Origin of the sequence: Streptomyces diastaticus subsp. diastaticus, assembly GCF_011170125.1 — a bacterium.
Lineage (GTDB): Bacteria > Actinomycetota > Actinomycetes > Streptomycetales > Streptomycetaceae > Streptomyces > Streptomyces diastaticus.
This window is the reverse complement of record NZ_BLLN01000003.1, coordinates 560,651-576,472: the sequence shown is the minus strand read 5'-3', so window position 1 is coordinate 576,472 and position 15,822 is coordinate 560,651. Positions and strand designations below refer to the sequence as shown.

The 15,822-nt window shown below is 74.4% G+C and carries 16 protein-coding genes; 8 read left to right on the top strand and 8 right to left on the bottom strand.

Annotated elements, in window-relative coordinates:
* The 3 genes from Sdia_RS10970 to Sdia_RS10960 all read left to right on the top strand — a co-directional run bounded on the left by Sdia_RS10970 (position 1) and on the right by Sdia_RS10960 (position 3,791).
* Positions 1-795, top strand: coding sequence for a thiazole synthase (locus Sdia_RS10970; RefSeq protein WP_164382375.1), 795 nt, complete (start codon positions 1-3; stop codon positions 793-795).
* A gap of 173 nt (positions 796-968) precedes the next feature.
* Positions 969-2,840: a Stk1 family PASTA domain-containing Ser/Thr kinase gene (pknB, locus tag Sdia_RS10965; protein ID WP_100453062.1), complete on the top strand. Its 1,872-nt coding sequence runs from the start codon at positions 969-971 to the stop codon at positions 2,838-2,840.
* Between the two features lie 72 nt (positions 2,841-2,912).
* Positions 2,913-3,791, top strand: coding sequence for a deoxyribonuclease IV (locus tag Sdia_RS10960; RefSeq protein ID WP_100453061.1), 879 nt, complete (start codon positions 2,913-2,915; stop codon positions 3,789-3,791).
* Between the two features lie 145 nt (positions 3,792-3,936).
* On the opposite strand, the gene Sdia_RS10955 is transcribed toward Sdia_RS10960, so the two are convergent.
* Positions 3,937-4,560 carry a sulfite oxidase-like oxidoreductase gene (locus tag Sdia_RS10955; protein WP_100453060.1) on the bottom strand — a complete coding sequence of 208 codons (624 nt, stop codon included), beginning with the start codon at positions 4,558-4,560 and terminating at the stop codon, positions 3,937-3,939.
* A 155-nt stretch (positions 4,561-4,715) separates the two neighbouring features.
* On the opposite strand from Sdia_RS10955, the gene bfr reads away from it, so the two are divergent.
* Positions 4,716-5,195: a bacterioferritin gene (gene bfr, locus Sdia_RS10950; RefSeq protein WP_100453059.1), complete on the top strand. Its 480-nt coding sequence runs from the start codon at positions 4,716-4,718 to the stop codon at positions 5,193-5,195.
* Between the two features lie 28 nt (positions 5,196-5,223).
* Here bfr and Sdia_RS10945 read toward each other — a convergent pair whose 3' ends face one another.
* Both Sdia_RS10945 and Sdia_RS10940 read right to left on the bottom strand, forming a co-directional pair.
* Entirely contained in the window at positions 5,224-5,475 is a 252-nt protein-coding gene (locus Sdia_RS10945) for a (2Fe-2S)-binding protein (protein ID WP_100453058.1), read from the bottom strand.
* A 267-nt stretch (positions 5,476-5,742) separates the two neighbouring features.
* A complete protein-coding gene (locus Sdia_RS10940) occupies positions 5,743-7,095 on the bottom strand; it encodes a class II 3-deoxy-7-phosphoheptulonate synthase (RefSeq protein WP_100453057.1) in 1,353 nt (450 codons plus the stop codon).
* 121 nt (positions 7,096-7,216) lie between these two features.
* On the opposite strand from Sdia_RS10940, the gene Sdia_RS30720 reads away from it, so the two are divergent.
* Positions 7,217-7,273: a trp operon leader peptide gene (locus tag Sdia_RS30720; RefSeq protein WP_359131190.1), complete on the top strand. Its 57-nt coding sequence runs from the start codon at positions 7,217-7,219 to the stop codon at positions 7,271-7,273.
* Positions 7,274-7,398: 125 nt separating this feature from the next.
* A complete protein-coding gene (locus tag Sdia_RS10930) occupies positions 7,399-9,351 on the top strand; it encodes an anthranilate synthase family protein (protein WP_100453056.1) in 1,953 nt (650 codons plus the stop codon).
* 47 nt (positions 9,352-9,398) lie between these two features.
* On the opposite strand, the gene Sdia_RS10925 is transcribed toward Sdia_RS10930, so the two are convergent.
* The 4 genes from Sdia_RS10925 to Sdia_RS10910 all read right to left on the bottom strand — a co-directional run bounded on the left by Sdia_RS10925 (position 9,399) and on the right by Sdia_RS10910 (position 13,298).
* A complete protein-coding gene (locus Sdia_RS10925; protein WP_100453055.1) occupies positions 9,399-10,403 on the bottom strand; it encodes a 2-hydroxyacid dehydrogenase in 1,005 nt (334 codons plus the stop codon).
* 69 nt (positions 10,404-10,472) lie between these two features.
* Positions 10,473-11,198, bottom strand: coding sequence for a response regulator (locus Sdia_RS10920; RefSeq protein WP_370464539.1), 726 nt, complete (start codon positions 11,196-11,198; stop codon positions 10,473-10,475).
* Entirely contained in the window at positions 11,195-12,433 is a 1,239-nt protein-coding gene (gene macS / locus Sdia_RS10915; RefSeq protein WP_164494911.1) for a MacS family sensor histidine kinase, read from the bottom strand. Before macS ends, Sdia_RS10920 begins: the two co-directional genes overlap by 4 nt.
* Before the next feature lie 91 nt (positions 12,434-12,524).
* On the bottom strand, positions 12,525-13,298 hold the full coding sequence (locus Sdia_RS10910) for a lysophospholipid acyltransferase family protein (RefSeq protein WP_181844038.1): 774 nt from the start codon (positions 13,296-13,298) through the stop codon (positions 12,525-12,527).
* Between the two features lie 241 nt (positions 13,299-13,539).
* Here Sdia_RS10910 and Sdia_RS10905 point away from each other — a divergent pair, with 241 nt between their 5' ends.
* Together Sdia_RS10905 and Sdia_RS10900 are read left to right on the top strand one after the other, a co-directional pair.
* Positions 13,540-14,328: an alpha/beta hydrolase gene (locus Sdia_RS10905; protein WP_100453053.1), complete on the top strand. Its 789-nt coding sequence runs from the start codon at positions 13,540-13,542 to the stop codon at positions 14,326-14,328.
* A complete protein-coding gene (locus tag Sdia_RS10900; RefSeq protein WP_100453052.1) occupies positions 14,321-14,929 on the top strand; it encodes a hypothetical protein in 609 nt (202 codons plus the stop codon). The genes Sdia_RS10905 and Sdia_RS10900 overlap by 8 nt, the downstream gene beginning before the upstream one ends.
* A gap of 93 nt (positions 14,930-15,022) precedes the next feature.
* On the opposite strand, the gene Sdia_RS10895 is transcribed toward Sdia_RS10900, so the two are convergent.
* Positions 15,023-15,763 carry an endonuclease/exonuclease/phosphatase family protein gene (locus Sdia_RS10895; RefSeq protein WP_100453051.1) on the bottom strand — a complete coding sequence of 247 codons (741 nt, stop codon included), beginning with the start codon at positions 15,761-15,763 and terminating at the stop codon, positions 15,023-15,025.
* Between the last annotated feature and the right edge of the window lie 59 nt (positions 15,764-15,822).

Genomic DNA, 15,822 nt, shown 5'->3' with positions numbered 1-15,822 from the left:
GTGGCGGACGACACGTTCACGATCGGAGGGACCGAGTTCGGCTCCCGGCTGATCATGGGTACCGGCGGGGCGCCGAGCCTGGAGGTGCTGGAGCGGGCGCTGACCGCCTCGGGCACCGTGCTGACGACGGTGGCGATGCGGCGGCTGGACCCGGGGGTGGCCGGTTCGGTCCTCTCGGTGCTGGAGCGCCTGGCGATCCAGGTGCTGCCGAACACCGCCGGGTGCTACACGGCCGGTGAGGCGGTACTCACCGCGCGGCTGGCCCGGGAGGCGCTCGGCACGGACCTGGTGAAGCTGGAGGTCGTCGCCGACGAGCGGACCCTGCTGCCCGACCCGGTGGCGACGCTGGAGGCGGCGGAGGTGCTGGTCGACGACGGCTTCACCGTGCTGCCGTACACCAACGACGACCCGGTGGTGGCGCGACGCCTGGAGGAGGCGGGGTGTGCGGCGGTGATGCCGCTGGGCTCGCCGATCGGTTCGGGGCTCGGCATCCGCAACCCGCACAACTTCGAGCTGATCGTGGAGCGGGCCGGCGTCCCGGTGATCCTCGACGCGGGCGCGGGGACGGCCTCGGACGCGGCGCTGGCGATGGAGTTGGGGTGCGCGGGTGTGATGCTCGCCTCGGCGGTGACCCGGGCGCAGGAGCCGGAGCTGATGGCCTCGGCGATGCGGCACGCGGTGGCGGCGGGCCGCCTGGCGTACCGGGCGGGGCGCATCCCGCGCCGGCACTTCGCGCGGGCGTCCTCGCCGGTCGAGGGCGTGGCACGGCTCGATCCGGAGCGGCCCGCGTTCTGACCGGCCCGGGCCCGGCCCCGGGCGGCCACGCGGCGGCGACCAGGGCGTCACAGCTTGGCTGCGGTGGGTTCCGGAGTCCCGGTGGGGACCGCGTGGCTCGTAGACTCCGGGGCGTGGATACGCCGCTTCCCGACACTTCGCCCCGGCCCGCGGGCACCGACCCGCTGGGGCTGGTGCTCGACGGCCGCTACCGCGTCGACGCGCTCATCGCCGTCGGCGGCATGGCCACGGTCTACCGGGCCCTGGACACCCGCCTGGACCGGGTGGTGGCCCTCAAGGTGATGCACCCGGAGCTGGCCGCCGACGCCTCCTTCGTGGAGCGCTTCATCCGTGAGGCCCGCTCGGTCGCCCGCCTCTCGCACCCCAACGTGGTCGGCGTCTTCGACCAGGGCGCCGAGGGGGCGTACGTCTATCTCGCGATGGAGTACGTGCCGGGCTGCACTCTGCGGGACGTGCTGCGCGAGCGCGGCGCACTGACGCCGAGGGCGGCGCTGGACGTGCTGGAGCCGGTGCTCGCGGCGCTCGGCGCGGCCCACCGGGCGGGGTTCGTGCACCGGGACATGAAGCCGGAGAACGTCCTCATAGGCGACGACGGGCGGGTCAAGGTCGCCGACTTCGGCCTGGTGAAGGCCGTGGACACGGTGACCGACACCACGGGCGCGGTGCTGGGCACCGTCTCGTACCTGGCTCCCGAGCAGATCGAGCGGGACGACGAGGCCGACGCCCGCGTGGACGTGTACGCCTGCGGGGTCGTGCTCTACGAGATGCTGACCGGTGGCCGCCCGCACTCGGGGGACTCCCCCGCGCAGGTCCTGTACCGGCACCTGAACGAGGACGTGCCGCCGCCGTCCGAGGCCGTGCCGCACCTGGGGCCGGAGCTGGACCGCCTGGTGGCGACGGCGACGGCGCGGGCCGCCGGCGACCGGCCCGCGGACGCGGTGGCCCTGCTGGCGCTGGCCCAGGGCGCCCGGGCGGCGCTGGACGACGCGGCGCTGGACGCGGTGCCCCCGGCGGCGCTGGAGGGCGACCGCAGCATCGCCGAGGACCGCACCAGCGTCATCCCCCGCCTCGCCACCCCGGCCGGGCCGGCCGAGGACGACGGGGTGCAGCGCACCAGCGTGCTCACCGCTCCCCCGCCGGAGCCTCCCGCCCCGCCCCGGCGCCGGGGCGTGAACCGGCGCGGACTGGCGGCACTGGTCGCGGTCCTGCTGGTGCTCTGCGTGGGCGCGGGGGTCTGGTACATCAGCTCGGGGCAGTTCACGCGGGTGCCGCCGCTGCTGGCCAAGACCGAGGACGAGGCGCGGCAGCGGCTGGCGGACGCCGGGCTGAGGGTGGGCGGCGTCGACAAGGCCTACAGCGACACGGCCGACCGGGGCACGGTGACGAAGACCGACCCGGCCACCGGCGAGCGGGTGCGCGGGAACGACTCGGTGCGGCTGACGGTGTCGCTCGGTCCGCGCAAGGTGACCGTCCCCCGGGTCGAGGGGACGGCCCTGGACAAGGCCCGGGCACGGCTGCGGGACGCCGGGCTGGCGCCGGGGATGGTGACCCGCGCCTTCAGCGAATCCGTCGCCAAGGGCGAGGTGATCCGCACCGACCCGGCCGCGGGGACCGAGCGGCGCGGCGGTTCGGCGGTGGCGCTGGTGGTCAGCAAGGGCGCACCGGTGGAGGTGCCGGACCTGGCCGGTTCCTCGGTCGAGGAGGCCACCGAGGAGCTGAAGGAGGCCGGGCTGAAGGTGCGCACCGCCGACGAGCGGATCTTCTCCGAGCACGAGAAGGGGGCCGTGGCGGCCCAGTCGCCGAAGCCCGGGGCGGAGCTGGCAGAGGGCGCCGAGGTGGAGCTGACCCTCTCCAAGGGCCCCGACCTGGTGGAGGTCCCGGACGTGACCGGCGAGAGCGAGGAGGCGGCCCGCAAGACGCTGGAGGACGCCGGGTTCCGCGTCGACGTCTCCCGCTGGTTCTTCGGCGACACGGTCTGGTACCAGTCGGTCGACGGCGGCGACACCGCTCCGCGCGGCTCCGAGATCAGCATCCGCGTCCGCTGACCCCACGCGGCGCCCGCGGCCGGGGCGGACCGGGCCACGGAGGCCGCGCGCGACCGTGCGACCCTGGACACCGTGAACAGGAGCAGCATCGGTGCCCACGTCCCCGTGGCGGGCGGCCTCGCGAAGACCGGCCTCGCCTACGCCCAGGAACTCGCCGCGGAGGCGGTGCAGGTCTTCGTCGCCAATCCGCGCGGCTGGGCGACACCCGTCGGCGACCCGCGGCAGGACGAGGAGTTCCGCCGCCTGTGCGCCGAGCGGTCGGTACCGGCGTACGTGCACGCCCCCTATCTGATCAACTTCGGCTCGCACACCGAGGCGACCGCCGAGAAGTCGGTGGCCTCGCTGCGGCACTCGCTGCGCCGGGGCCGGGAGATCGGCGCGCTCGGCGTCGTCGTGCACACCGGCTCGGCGACCGGCGGGCGCTCCCGTCGGACGGCGCTGGCGCAGGCTCGCGAGCTGATGCTGCCGCTCCTGGACGAGCTGGACGACGAGGACCCGTACCTGCTGCTGGAGTCGACGGCGGGGCAGGGCGCCTCGCTCTGCGCCGAGGTCGAGGACTTCGGCCCGTACTTCGACGTGCTGGAGCGCCACCCGAAGCTCGGCGTCTGCCTGGACACCTGCCACATCCACGCCGCCGGCCACGACCTGGCGGCGCCGGGCGGGGTGAAGGAGACCCTGGACGCGCTGGTGGCGACGGTCGGCGAGGGCCGGCTGCGACTCATCCACGCCAACGACTCCCAGGACGTCGCGGGCGCCCACAAGGACCGGCACGCCTCCATCGGCGCGGGCTCGATCGGCGCGGACCCCTTCGGCGAACTGCTGGCCCACCCGGCGGTGGCCGGGGTGCCGCTGGTCATCGAGACGCCGGGCGGCAAGGAGGGCCACACCGCCGACGTGGCCCGGCTCAAGGAGCTGCGGGACGGGGCGCAGAGCGGCCCCCGGTCGCTCTGACATCTCCCGGGCGGCACCCGCGGTGGCCGGTGGGTGCTCCCGGCGCGCCGGGGGCCTCGGCCGGGGCCTCCCCCGCCCGGACGGGGCGGAGAGCCTGGCGGCGCTCGCCGGGCGACGCCCGCGACCGGCCGGACGCCCCCGGTGCTCAGAACTGCGGCCCGTCCCCGGGTTCCTCCTGGTAGGAGTAGCGCTGCTCGCGCCAGGGGTCGCCGATGTTGTGGTAGCCGCGCTCCTCCCAGAAGCCGCGCCGGTCGGCGGTCATGTACTCGATGCCCCGCACCCACTTGGGGCCTTTCCAGGCGTACAGGTGGGGGACGATCAGGCGGAGCGGGAAGCCGTGTTCGGCGGTGAGGAGTTCACCGTCCTTGTGGGTGGCGAAGACGGTCCGCTCGTCGAGGAAGTCGCCGAGCCGCAGGTTGGAGCTGAAGCCGTACTCCGCCCAGACCATGACGTGGGTGACGTGGTCGGCGGGGGGCGCGGCCTCGGCGACCGTACGGGCCGGCACCCCGCCCCACTCGGCGTCGAGCATGCTGAACTTGGTGACGCAGTGCAGGTCGGCGACGACGGTGGCGTACGGCAGGGCCGTGAACTCCTCGTGCGTCCAGGTGTGCTTGCCCTCCTCGGCGGTGGCCCCGAAGACCCGGAACTCCCAGCGGTCGGGGCGGAAGCGCGGCACGGGCCCGTAGTGGGTGACCGGCCAGCCGCGCTGGAGCCGCTGGCCGGGAGGGAGCTGTGGCTGCTGCGCCTCGCGGCTTTCCGGCTGTCCCATGCCTTCCATCCTGACAGACCCGGGCGGCCGGAAATGACCAGGGCGGGGCCGATTCGGGCATCTGCCACTAAGCCTGCACTTACTGGACCAGGGGGCACGGCTTTGCGAGGATGCGCGCATTCCCGCCCGTCCGCCCCCTGGAAGGAGCCCTTGCCATGCAGGGCGATCCCGAGGTCATCGAGTTTCTCAACGAGCAGCTGACCGCCGAGCTGACGGCGATCAACCAGTACTGGCTGCACTACCGGATCCAGGACAACAACGGCTGGTACAAGCTGGCCAAGTACACGCGTGCCGAGTCCATGGACGAGATGAAGCACGCGGACAGGCTCACCGAGCGCATCCTCTTCCTGGACGCCCTCCCCAACTACCAGCGGCTCTTCCACGTCCGGGTGGGCCAGACCGTCACGGAAATGTTCGAGGCGGACATGCAGATCGAGCTGGAGGCGGTGGACCGGCTCAAGCGGGGCATCGAGGTGATGCGGTCCAAGGGGGACCACACCTCACGGCGGCTCTTCGAGGAGATCCTGGAGGACGAGGAGCACCACATCGACTACCTGGAGGCGCAGTTGGCGCTCATCGAGAAGATGGGTGAGGCGCTGTACCTCACGCAGCAGATCGAGCAGCCGGACAGCTGAGCCGCCCCGGTCTCCGGCGGAAGCCGGTTCAGGCGGCCTCGTCGAGCGGCGCGGCGCCCCCGGCGGCGGCCGGGGTCACGGCCGAGCAGCCCGCGGCGTGCCGTCGCGGCGCGGCGCCCCGGCCCAGCAGGGCCTGGATGCGGCGGACGCAGGAGCCGCAGTCGGTGCCGGCCTTGCAGGCGGAAGCGATGCTGCGCGGTGTTCCGGCGCCCGCGGCCGCACGTGCCCGGACCTCCTCCTCGGTGATGCCGAAGCAGGAGCAGACGTACACGCGGTTCACCTCCCCGGGAGTGCGGCGGTCGGACGGCCCGCACCGACCGATCGGACCGGTTCTTCGGTGAGGCTAACCTAACCTTACTCATCGCGTCGCGCGCGGGACAGCCCGGGTACGCCGGTGGGGCACGGATCACAGACCGGTCCGCACCGGCCGCCCGCGTTCCGGCCGGCCTGCGCTCGCGGGGCATTTCTCGGCCCGGCGGGCGCGTGCGGCGGAAAGGGCGCGGGGCCCGGCCGAAGCCGAGCCCCGCGGAAACCTGACCGGAGGTCGTCACTGGCCCCGGTACATCTCCGCCACCAGGAAGGCGAGGTCCAGCGACTGGCTGCGGTTGAGCCGGGGGTCGCAGGCGGTCTCGTACCGCTGGTGGAGGTCGTCGACGAAGATCTCGTCGCCCCCGCCCACACACTCGGTGACGTCGTCACCGGTGAGTTCGACGTGGATGCCGCCGGGGTGCGTGCCCAGTTCCTTGTGGACCTCGAAGAAGCCCTTCACCTCGTCGAGGACGTCGTCGAAGCGGCGGGTCTTGTGGCCGGAGGCCGCCTCGAAGGTGTTGCCGTGCATCGGGTCGGTGACCCACACCGGCATGGCTCCGGAGGCGGTGACCTTCTCCACCAGGGTGGGCAGGCGGTCGCGGATCTTGTCCGCGCCCATCCGCACGATGAAGGTGAGCCGCCCGGGCTCGCGCTCCGCATCGAGGCGCTCGATGTACTCCAGCGCCTCCTCCGGGGTGGTGGTCGGGCCGAGCTTGACGCCGATCGGGTTGCGGACCTTGGAGGCGAACTCGATGTGGGCGCCGTCCATCTGCCGGGTGCGCTCACCGATCCACACCATGTGGCCGGAGACGTCGTAGAGGTGGCCGGTGCGCGAGTCGGTGCGGGTCAGCGCCGTCTCGTAGTCGAGGAGCAGCGCCTCGTGGGAGGCGTAGAACTCGACGGTGCGGAACTCCTCCGGCTCGGCGCCGCAGGCCCGCATGAAGCTCATCGCGTTGTCGATCTCGCGGGCGAGCTTCTCGTACCGCTGGCCGGACGGGGAGGACTTCACGAAGTCCTGGTTCCAGGCGTGCACCTGCCGCAGGTCGGCGTAGCCGCCGGTGGTGAAGGCACGGACGAGGTTCAGCGTGGAGGCGGAGGCGTGGTACATCCGCTTGAGGCGCTCGGGGTCGGGGACCCGGGCCTCCTCGGTGAAGTCGAAGCCGTTGACGGAGTCGCCCCGGTAGGTGGGCAGCGTCACGCCGTCGCGGGTCTCGGTGGGCTTGGAGCGCGGCTTGGAGTACTGGCCGGCGATCCGGCCGACCTTCACCACGGGGACGGAGGCGGCATAGGTCAGTACGGCGCCCATCTGGAGGAGCGTCTTGACCTTGGCGCGGATGTCGTCCGCGCCCACGCCCTCGAAGGACTCCGCGCAGTCGCCGCCCTGGAGGAGGAACGCCTCGCCCCGGGCGACCGAGCCGAGACGGGCCCGCAGCTGGTCGCACTCGCCCGCGAAGACGAGCGGGGGGAAGGACTCCAGCTCCGTGACCACCCGCGCCAGGGCTTCCTGGTCGGGATACTCGGGCTGCTGCGCGGCAGGCAGGGATCGCCAGGACGGCACATGGGCAGCTGAGTTCTCAACAGTCGATGTCACGAGAGTCAGGGTACGGCCTCCGCCCGCGCTGTCCGGCGCTCTGCCCACAGTGTGGGACGAGGGACACACGCGGCGCGGAAAGCGCCGGAAGCCGCGCACCGGGTGCGCTAGGATCGCCGCCATGATCGCGCAGCAGACCCGGAACTGGTGGTGGACCGCTCATCCGGCGGCCCACTGACTGACGCGCTCAGCACGCATTCCCAGGCCGCCCGAGGGGCGGCCTTTCGCATGTCCGGGGCCGTTCCTCCCCACCTCAGCCCTGCACGGGGCCCGCCGTCCGGGCCCCGCGAGGAAGGAACGCTCATGGCTCCGACATCGCCCGCCGCTCCCCCGCCCCCCGCCGAGCCGTACGACCTCGCCCGGCTCACCGCCCCCGGCGCCGGGCCCTTCGCCCTGCTGCGGCGCTCCGCCCCCGGCCTCGACGGGCGGACCGTGGAGGTGCTGACCGGGCCGGTGCGGGAGGTGGAGCGCCTCGCCGACCTGCCCGTGGACGGGCGCCCGGCCCTCGCCCTGGTGCCGTTCCGGCAGATCCGCGAGCGGGACTTCGACGTGCGGGACGACGGGACGGGGCTGGTGGTGCTGCACGCGGACGCGGTGCACCGGATGCCGGTGGACGAGGCGCTGGCCGCCCTGCCCGCGCACCGGGTGGAGGTCGCGGACGGCGGCTTCGACCTGGACGACGAGGGGTACGAGGAGGTGGTCCGCCGGGTCGTCACGGACGAGATCGGCCGGGGCGAAGGGGCCAACTTCGTCATCAGCCGCACCTGGCAGGGCCGGATCGAGGGCTTCTCCCGCGCTGACGCGCTGGCCCTCTTCCGCCGCCTGCTGGCCCAGGAGCGGGGCGCCTACTGGACGTACGTGGTGCACACCGGCGAGCGGACCCTGGTCGGCGCCAGCCCGGAGGCGCACGTGCGGATGTCGGGCGGCGCGCGGGACGGGGTGGCGTCCGGCACGGGCGGCACGGTCGTGATGAACCCGATCAGCGGGACCTACCGCTACCCGGCGGGCGGGCCGACCGCCGAGGGTGTACTGGAGTTCCTCGCCGACGCCAAGGAGCGCGACGAGCTGTCGATGGTGGTCGACGAGGAAATGAAGATGATGTGCGCCGTCGGCGACCTCGGCGGGGTGGTGGTCGGACCGCGCCTGAAGGAGATGGCGCACCTGGCCCACACCGAGTACGAGCTGCGCGGCCGCTCCACGCTCGACGTGCGCGAGGTGCTGCGGCAGACCATGTTCGCCGCGACGGTGACCGGCTCGCCGGTGCAGAACGCCTGCCGCGTCATCGAACGGTACGAGCCGGCCGGGCGCGGCTACTACGCGGGCGCCCTCGCCCTGCTCTTTACGGACGAGGCGGGCGCGCAGTGCCTGGACTCGCCGATCCTCATCCGCACCGCCGACATCGACCCGGCCGGTGTGGTCCGGGTCCGGGTCGGCGCCACCCTGGTGCGGGGCTCGGACCCGGCGGGCGAGGTCGCCGAGACGCACGCCAAGGCGGCGGGGGTGCTGGCGGCGCTCGGGGTGCGGCCGGGGCGGCCGGCGGGTGGGGCGGCACCGGTGCGGTTCGCCGACGACATCCGGGTGCGGGCGGCGCTGGACGCCCGGCGGGAGCGGCTCTCCCCGTTCTGGCTGCGGATGCGCGAGCCCGCGGCGGCGGTGGCCGGGGACGCACTGGTGGTGGACGCCGAGGACACCTTCACCTCGATGCTGGCCCATGTGCTGCGGGCGGCGGGGCACCGGGTGGCGGTGCGCCGGTTCGACGAGCCGGGGCTGCGGGCGGCGGTGGCGGCGCACCGGGGGACGGTGGTGCTGGGACCGGGACCCGGTGACCCGTCGGACCCGGCCGATCCGCGGATGCGGCTGCTGCGCGAGGTGACCCGGGAGGTGCTGGACGGCCGGCACGGGGGGCGGGGGGTGCTGGGGGTGTGCCTGGGGCATGAGCTGATCGCGGCGGAGCTGGGGCTGCCGCTGGTCCGCAAGCGGGTGCCCCACCAGGGGGCGCAGGTGCGGATCGACCTCTTCGGGCGGCCGGAGACGGTCGGTTTCTACAACAGTTACGTGGCTTCCTGCGACGACGAGGCGGCCGCGGAGCTGGCGGCCCACGGCGTCGAGGTGAGCCGGGACGCGGCCGGGGAGGTGCACGCGCTGCGTGGGCCGGGGTTCGCCTCCGTGCAGTTCCACCCGGAGTCGGTGCTGTCGCTGCGCGGCCCCGCGCTGGTGGCCGAGCTGCTGGCGGGAGTGCCGGCGGAGGTCGGCTGAGGCGTCCGGTGCCGGGGCCGCGCCGCCGGCGGGGCCCCGGCACCGGGTCAGCGCGGGGGACGGGCCGGGACGAGGACGTTCTCGCTGTGGCGTCCGGCGACGTAGTCGCGGACGTTGCGGACGGTGGTGTCGACGATCTCGGTGACGGCGTCCTCGGTGTAGTACGCCTGGTGGGAGGTGACGACCACGTTGGGGAAGGTCATGAGGCGGGCCAGCACGTCGTCGGTGACCACGTCGAGGGACTTGTCGTAGAAGAACAGGCCGGCCTCGGCCTCGTAGACGTCGAGGCCGACGCCGAGCAGGCGGCCCGCGCGGAGCACGTCGACCAGGGCGCGGGTGTCGACGAGGCCGCCGCGGCTGGAGTTGACGAGGATCGCGTCGTCCTTCATCAGACCGAGGGCGCGGGCGTCCACCAGGTGTTCGGTGGAGGGCAGCAGCGGGACGTGCAGGCTGACCACGTCGGCCTCGCGGAAGAGTTCCTCGCGCTCGACGTAGCGCATACCGAGGCCCGCGCAGACCGGGTTCTCCGCCAGGTCCCAGCCCAGCAGGTTCATCCCGAAGCCGTGGGCGATCCGGGTGAACGCCTCGCCGATGCGGCCGGTGCCGATCACCCCGACGGTGCGGCCGCGCAGGTCGCGGCCCATCAGCCCCTCCAGCCGGAAATCGAAGTCACGGGTGCGGTTGGCGGCCCGTACGACGCGGCGGTTGACGGCCATGGCGAGGGTCCAGGCGAACTCGGCGACGGAGTACGGCGAGTAGGAGGAGACCCGGGCGACGGTCAGGGCGAGCCGCTCGGCGACGTCGAGGTCGATGTTGTTGAAGCCGGTGGAGCGCTGCGCGACGAACTGGGTGCCGCCGGCCGCCAGGGTCTGGAGCACGGGTCCGCCCAGGTCGGCGTTGACGCTGGTGGAGACGGCCTCGTAGCCGCGGGCGATGGCGGCGGTGTCGCCGTTGAGGAAGACGTCGACGCAGCGCACCTCGTGCTCGCCCGCGAAGGCCCGCTCGATCAGCGGCCGCTCGTCGTCCTGCACACCGAAGGCCAGAATCTCCACGCCGTCTCCCCGGCTCGTCGGGTCGTCCCGGGAACGAGGCTACGGCGGCGGGGCGCGGCCCGCACCGGCTCAGCGGCCGGTGCCCGGGCGCCCCTCGCCGTCGCCCTCGTCGTCGAGTCCGGCCTCGATGGCGTACCGGACGAGTTCGACGCGGTTGTGGAGCTGGAGTTTGCCGAGGGTGTTCTGCACGTGGTTCTGGACGGTGCGGTGCGAGATGACGAGCCGCTCGGCGATCTGCTTGTAGCTCAGCCCCTTGGCGACCAGTCGCAGCACCTCCGTCTCGCGGGCGGTCAGCCGGGGCGCGTCGGGCTTGCCGCGGGTGGGCTCGGGTCCGGCGGCGAGCCGGCGGTACTCGCCGAGGACCAGTCCGGCCAGGCCGGGCGTGAAGACGGCGTCACCGCGGGCGGTGCGGTGGACGGCGTCGATCAGCTCCTCGGTCCCGGCGGACTTCACCAGGTAGCCGGTGGCCCCGGCCTTGACCGCCTCCAGGACGTCGGCGTGCTCGCCGCTGGCGGAGAGGACCAGCACCCGCGGCCCGTCCTCGCCCGCGACCTCCTGGCAGACCCGGGCGCCGGGCAGCCCCGGCAGGTTCAGGTCGAGGACCAGCACGTCGGGCCGGGTGGCGCGGGCCCGGCGGACCGCCTGCGGCCCGTCCCCGGCGGTCGCCACCACCGCGAACCCGGCCTCGGCGAGGTCCCGGGCGACGGCGTCGCGCCACATGGGGTGGTCGTCCACCACCATGACCCGCACCGGCTCTCCGGCGCCGCCCCCGGGCGGCCGCTCCTCGGTCGTCACTGCGTCCCCTCCCCCGCCTGGGCCGGGTCCCGGCGGCCCGTCGCCGCCTCCCGGCCGTCCTCGTCCTGCTTCGGTACGGTCAGCTCCACCTCGGTGCCCTGTCCCGGCACCGAGACCAGTTCGGCGGTGCCGCCCAGGTCCCGCAGGCGCCCCCGGATGGACTGGGCCACCCCGAGCCGGCCCTCCTCGGCGGCCTCCGTGAGCCGGCCCTCGGCAATGCCGGGCCCCTCGTCGCGTACGGAGACCAGCACCCGGTCCGGCTCGTCCTCCACCAGGACCCAGGCGCGGGCTCCGGGGCCGGCGTGGGTGCGGACGTTGTCCAGGGCGGCGCCGACGGCGGCGGCCGTCTCCCGGGCCGCGTGCGGGGCCAGCTCCACCGGGGTGCCCGGCCCGGAGAGGGTGACGCGGGCGTCGGCGTAGCGGCCGAGCAGCGCCATCAGGTCCTGGGGCCGCTCGTCGTCCCGCGGTGCGGCGCTCCCGCTCGGCTCGGCGGGGCGCGGCTCGGGGACGGGCCCCTGGGTGATGAGGCGGCGCAGCGCGGCCTCCTGCTCACCGGCGAGGCGGCCGAGTTCCGCCGCCTCGCCGCCGACGGCGGTGCCCCGGCGCTGGACCATGGCGAGGACCTGGAGGACCCCGTCGTGGATGTCGCGGGCGAGGCGTTCACGCTCCCGGGTGGCGGCCTGGATCTCCAGGGCGCGGGCGAGGGTGCGCTCGGAGGCGCGGGCCACCTCGACGACGTAGCCGATGGCGATGGCGGCGACCCAGACCAGCAGCACGTTGTGGAGGGTGTTGGGGCTGGCCTCGCCGCGCTGGGCGAGGTTGGCTGCGCCGACCAGGGCGGAGGCGGCGGCGGCCCAGCGCCAGCCGCCCTTCAGCGCGCAGGCGAGGACGGCGCCGGCGGTCCAGATGGACGGCAGCGTCGGCCCGTCCGCGGCGTGCCGACCGGCGCCGTCGGCGAGCGGGGTGAGCAGGATGCCGGCCAGCGCGAGGCCCACGTCCACGGCGAGGAAGGGGCGGGTGCAGCGGGCGGCGCCGGTGAAGCGGGGCAGCGTCGCGAGGGTCCACACCAGGAGGACCGCCAGGTAGCCGAAGGCGACCTGGGGGCGTTCGTAGGAGTCGCGGGCGACGACGGCGATGGCGACCGCGTAGACCGCGGTCAGGGCGCGGTAGGCGGTGAGCGCGCGCCACAGCGGCTGCTCCACCGACATGCTCATCGCGGCCGCCTCACGTCTCATCTCCGTGCCCCCGTGTCCCCGGCCGCCCGGACCGGCGGCCTGTGCCGCCGACCAAAGTAACCGGAAGCGGGGTGCGGGCGCCGAGCGCCTCTCAGGCGGCCCGTCCGGCGTCGTCCTGCTCGCGGGCGGCCCCGGCCTTGGCGGCGGCCTTCTCCGCCTTGGCGATGGCCTTCTCCTCCTCGGCCCGCTTCTTGGCGTCCTCGGCCAGCTGCCGCTTGGCGACCGTGGCGTAGACGTCGACGTACTCCTGGCCGGAGAGCTTCATGATCTCGTACATGACCTCGTCGGTCACCGCGCGCAGCACGAAACGGTCGTGGTCCATGCCCTCGTAGCGGCGGAAGTCCAGCGGCTCGCCGATGCGGATGCCGGGGCGCAGCAGCTTGGGGCGGACCTGGCCGGGAGGCTGGATCTTCTCGGTGTCGATCATCGCGACGGGGATGACCGGGGCGCCGGTGGCCAGCGCCACCCGGGCGAGGCCGCCGGGCTTGCCGCGGTAGAGCCGGCCGTCCGGGGAGCGGGTGCCCTCCGGGTAGATGCCGAACAGCTCGCCGCGCTCCAGCACCTCGATGCCGCTGCGGATCGCCGCCTCGCCCGCGCCCCGGCCGCCGGAGCGGTCGACGGGGAGCTGGCCGACGCCCTTGAAGAACGCGGCGGTCATCCGGCCCTTCACCCCCGGCGTGGTGAAGTACTCCGCCTTGGCGATGAAGGTGACCTTCCGGTCGAGCATCGTGGGCAGGAAGAAGGAGTCGGAGAACGACAGGTGGTTGCTGGCGAGGATCGCGGGGCCGTCGGCGGGGATGTTCTCGATGCCCTCCACCCACGGCCGGAAGGCGACCTTCAGCGGCCCTCCGATGACGACCTTCATGGCTCCGTAGATCAAGGGTCTTCCTCCTGCCGGGTATGTCGCCAGAGACCTTATCCCGCGACGGGCGCGCGGCCCGCCTCGGCGGCGGGCGGCCGGCGGCGGCCGCGGGACGCGACGGAACCTGGTCGGTGCAGACCCGGTCGCGTACGGTGAACACCACACCAGCCCGCACCGGCGGCGGCCTCCACGCCCCCTCCGGAGCCGTCTGCCCCCGTCCGCGCCTCACGAACGGAGACCGAAGGTGCCGGTCCTGCCTGGAGCCGAACCGTACCGCCACGACGGCGGGGCCACGGGTGTCCTCCTCTGCCACGGCTTCACCGGAACACCCCAGTCGATGCGCCCCTGGGCCGAGGACCTCGCCGCCCGCGGCCACACCGTCTCCCTGCCGCTCCTCCCCGGTCACGGCACGCGCTGGGAGGACCTCCAGCCCACCGGCTGGCAGGACTGGTACGCGGAGGTCGACCGGGCCCTCGGTGAGCTGCTCGCCCGCTGCGAGCACGTGCACGTCGCCGGGCTCTCGATGGGCGGCGCGCTGGCCCTGCGGCTGGCCGCCCGGCACGGGGACGCCGTGCGCGGCGTGGTCGTCGTCAACCCGGCCAACAAGGTGCACGGGCTGAGCGCCTACGCGCTGCCCGCCGCCCGCCACCTGGTCCGCACCACCAAGGGCCTGGTCTCCGACATCGCCCTGGAGGGCGCCGAGGAGGTCGGCTACCACCGGGTGCCGCTGCACGCCGCCCACTCCCTGCGGAACTTCTTCCGGCTGGTCGACGCCGAACTGCCGCAGGTCACCCAGCCGCTGCTGCTCCTGCGCAGCCCGCGGGACCACGTGGTGCCGCCCGCCGACTCTGCGCGGGTGCTGGGCCGGGTCTCCTCGACGGACGTGACGGAGGTCCTGCTGGAGAACAGCTTCCACGTGGCGACACTGGACCATGACGCACCGCGCGTCTTCGAGGAGAGCGCCGCCTTCATCGCCCGCACCGGGGCGGGCGGGGCGGACAGCAGGCCGGAAGGGGAGGCCGTCAGTGGCTGAACAGGGCGCGGGCCGCGAGGAGAACTGCGAGCCCGAGGAGCAGAAGAAGGCCCCGCTGGACGAGCAGGCCGCCTGGGAGGCGATCGTCGCCGGGTACGGCGACGAGCCTGCCGACCCGCCGGGCGCGCGGCCGTTCAAGTCGGTCGAGGAGATGGCCGACCTGGATCGCGAGTTCCCCACGGCCACCAAGGACGCGGGCGGCACCGACACCCTGGAGCCGGAGCGGCCGCTGGGTGGCTCGGTCTCCTTCGCGCCGGGCATCGGGCCGCGCGACTACCGGCTGCCCGACGAGAACGCCCCGGCGGGCGAGGACGGCCGGAAGGGCAGGAAGGGGGGCGCCGCCGAGGACGACGACGAGGGGCACTTCGTGCCGCCCGAGCCGCCGCCGCTGCCGGAGGCCGACACCACCACCCGCTTCGCGTGGGTGGCCGTCCTCGGCGGCCCGCTGCTGCTCCTGCTCGCCGTCCTGCTGAACTGGGACATGACCTGGTGGCTGACGACCCTCGGCGTCGGCGGCTTCCTCGGCGGCTTCGCCACCCTGGTCGTGCGCATGAACGACGGCGACGAGGACGACGATCCGGGGCGCGGGGCCGTGGTCTGAGGACCCCAGGTCCGCGACACCCGGTCCGGGAGGGCCTGCGGCCCCGAGGCCCATGGTGGGGAAACGCGTGGCCCCAAGGGCCGTGGCCCTCGCTCAGCTCCGGGCGCCCGGCACCCGCAGGGCGGCCAGCACGGGCAGGTGGTCGGTGGCCCGGAGCAGGTCGTCCCCGGTGAAGGGCGGTACGGCCGGATCGGCCGTACCCGGTGCCGGGACCCCGCAGCCGAGCACCTCGACGCCGGGGGTGGCGAAGATCGCGTCGATCCGCTGGTGCGGGTCGGGCGGTGTCGAGGTGTACTCGCCGCCCCAGGGGCGTACGGCCCAGCCGTCCTGGAGCTCACCGGCCAGCCGCCGGAAGGTGCGGCCCTTCGGGCGTTCGTTGACGTCGCCCCCGGCCACGGCGTGCTCCACGCCCATCGCCGCCAGCCGCTCCAGCAACATGGCGCCCTGCGCGTACCGCTCGTCCTTCCGCAGGCTCAGGTGGTAGCTGAGCACCCCGAGGCGGACCGCCCCGAACCGCACCACCGCCGTGGAGAGGCCGCGCCGGTGCAGGCCGGGGGTGAGCGGCAGCAGTTCGTCCCGGGTCGACTCCACCGTGGCGCGCAGCGAACAGAGCAACGCCGGGCCCGCCGCCGGGGCGCCGCCCGCCAGCACCACGAGCCCCGCGGCCGCCGCCAGTCGCCCCAGTGGCTTGCGCCACCGGAAGAACCTCGGCGCCTCCTGCACCAGCACGAGATCGGGCGCACAGGCCCGCACCACCCGCGCCACCGCCGCCGGATCGTCCCGCAACGACCGCACGTTGTAACTCAGCACCCGCACCACGGCATCCCGCCCCATCCACCCCGATGCCGCCAACTCCCCGGGCCCACACCCCGCGCTGTCCACCATGCCCCCAA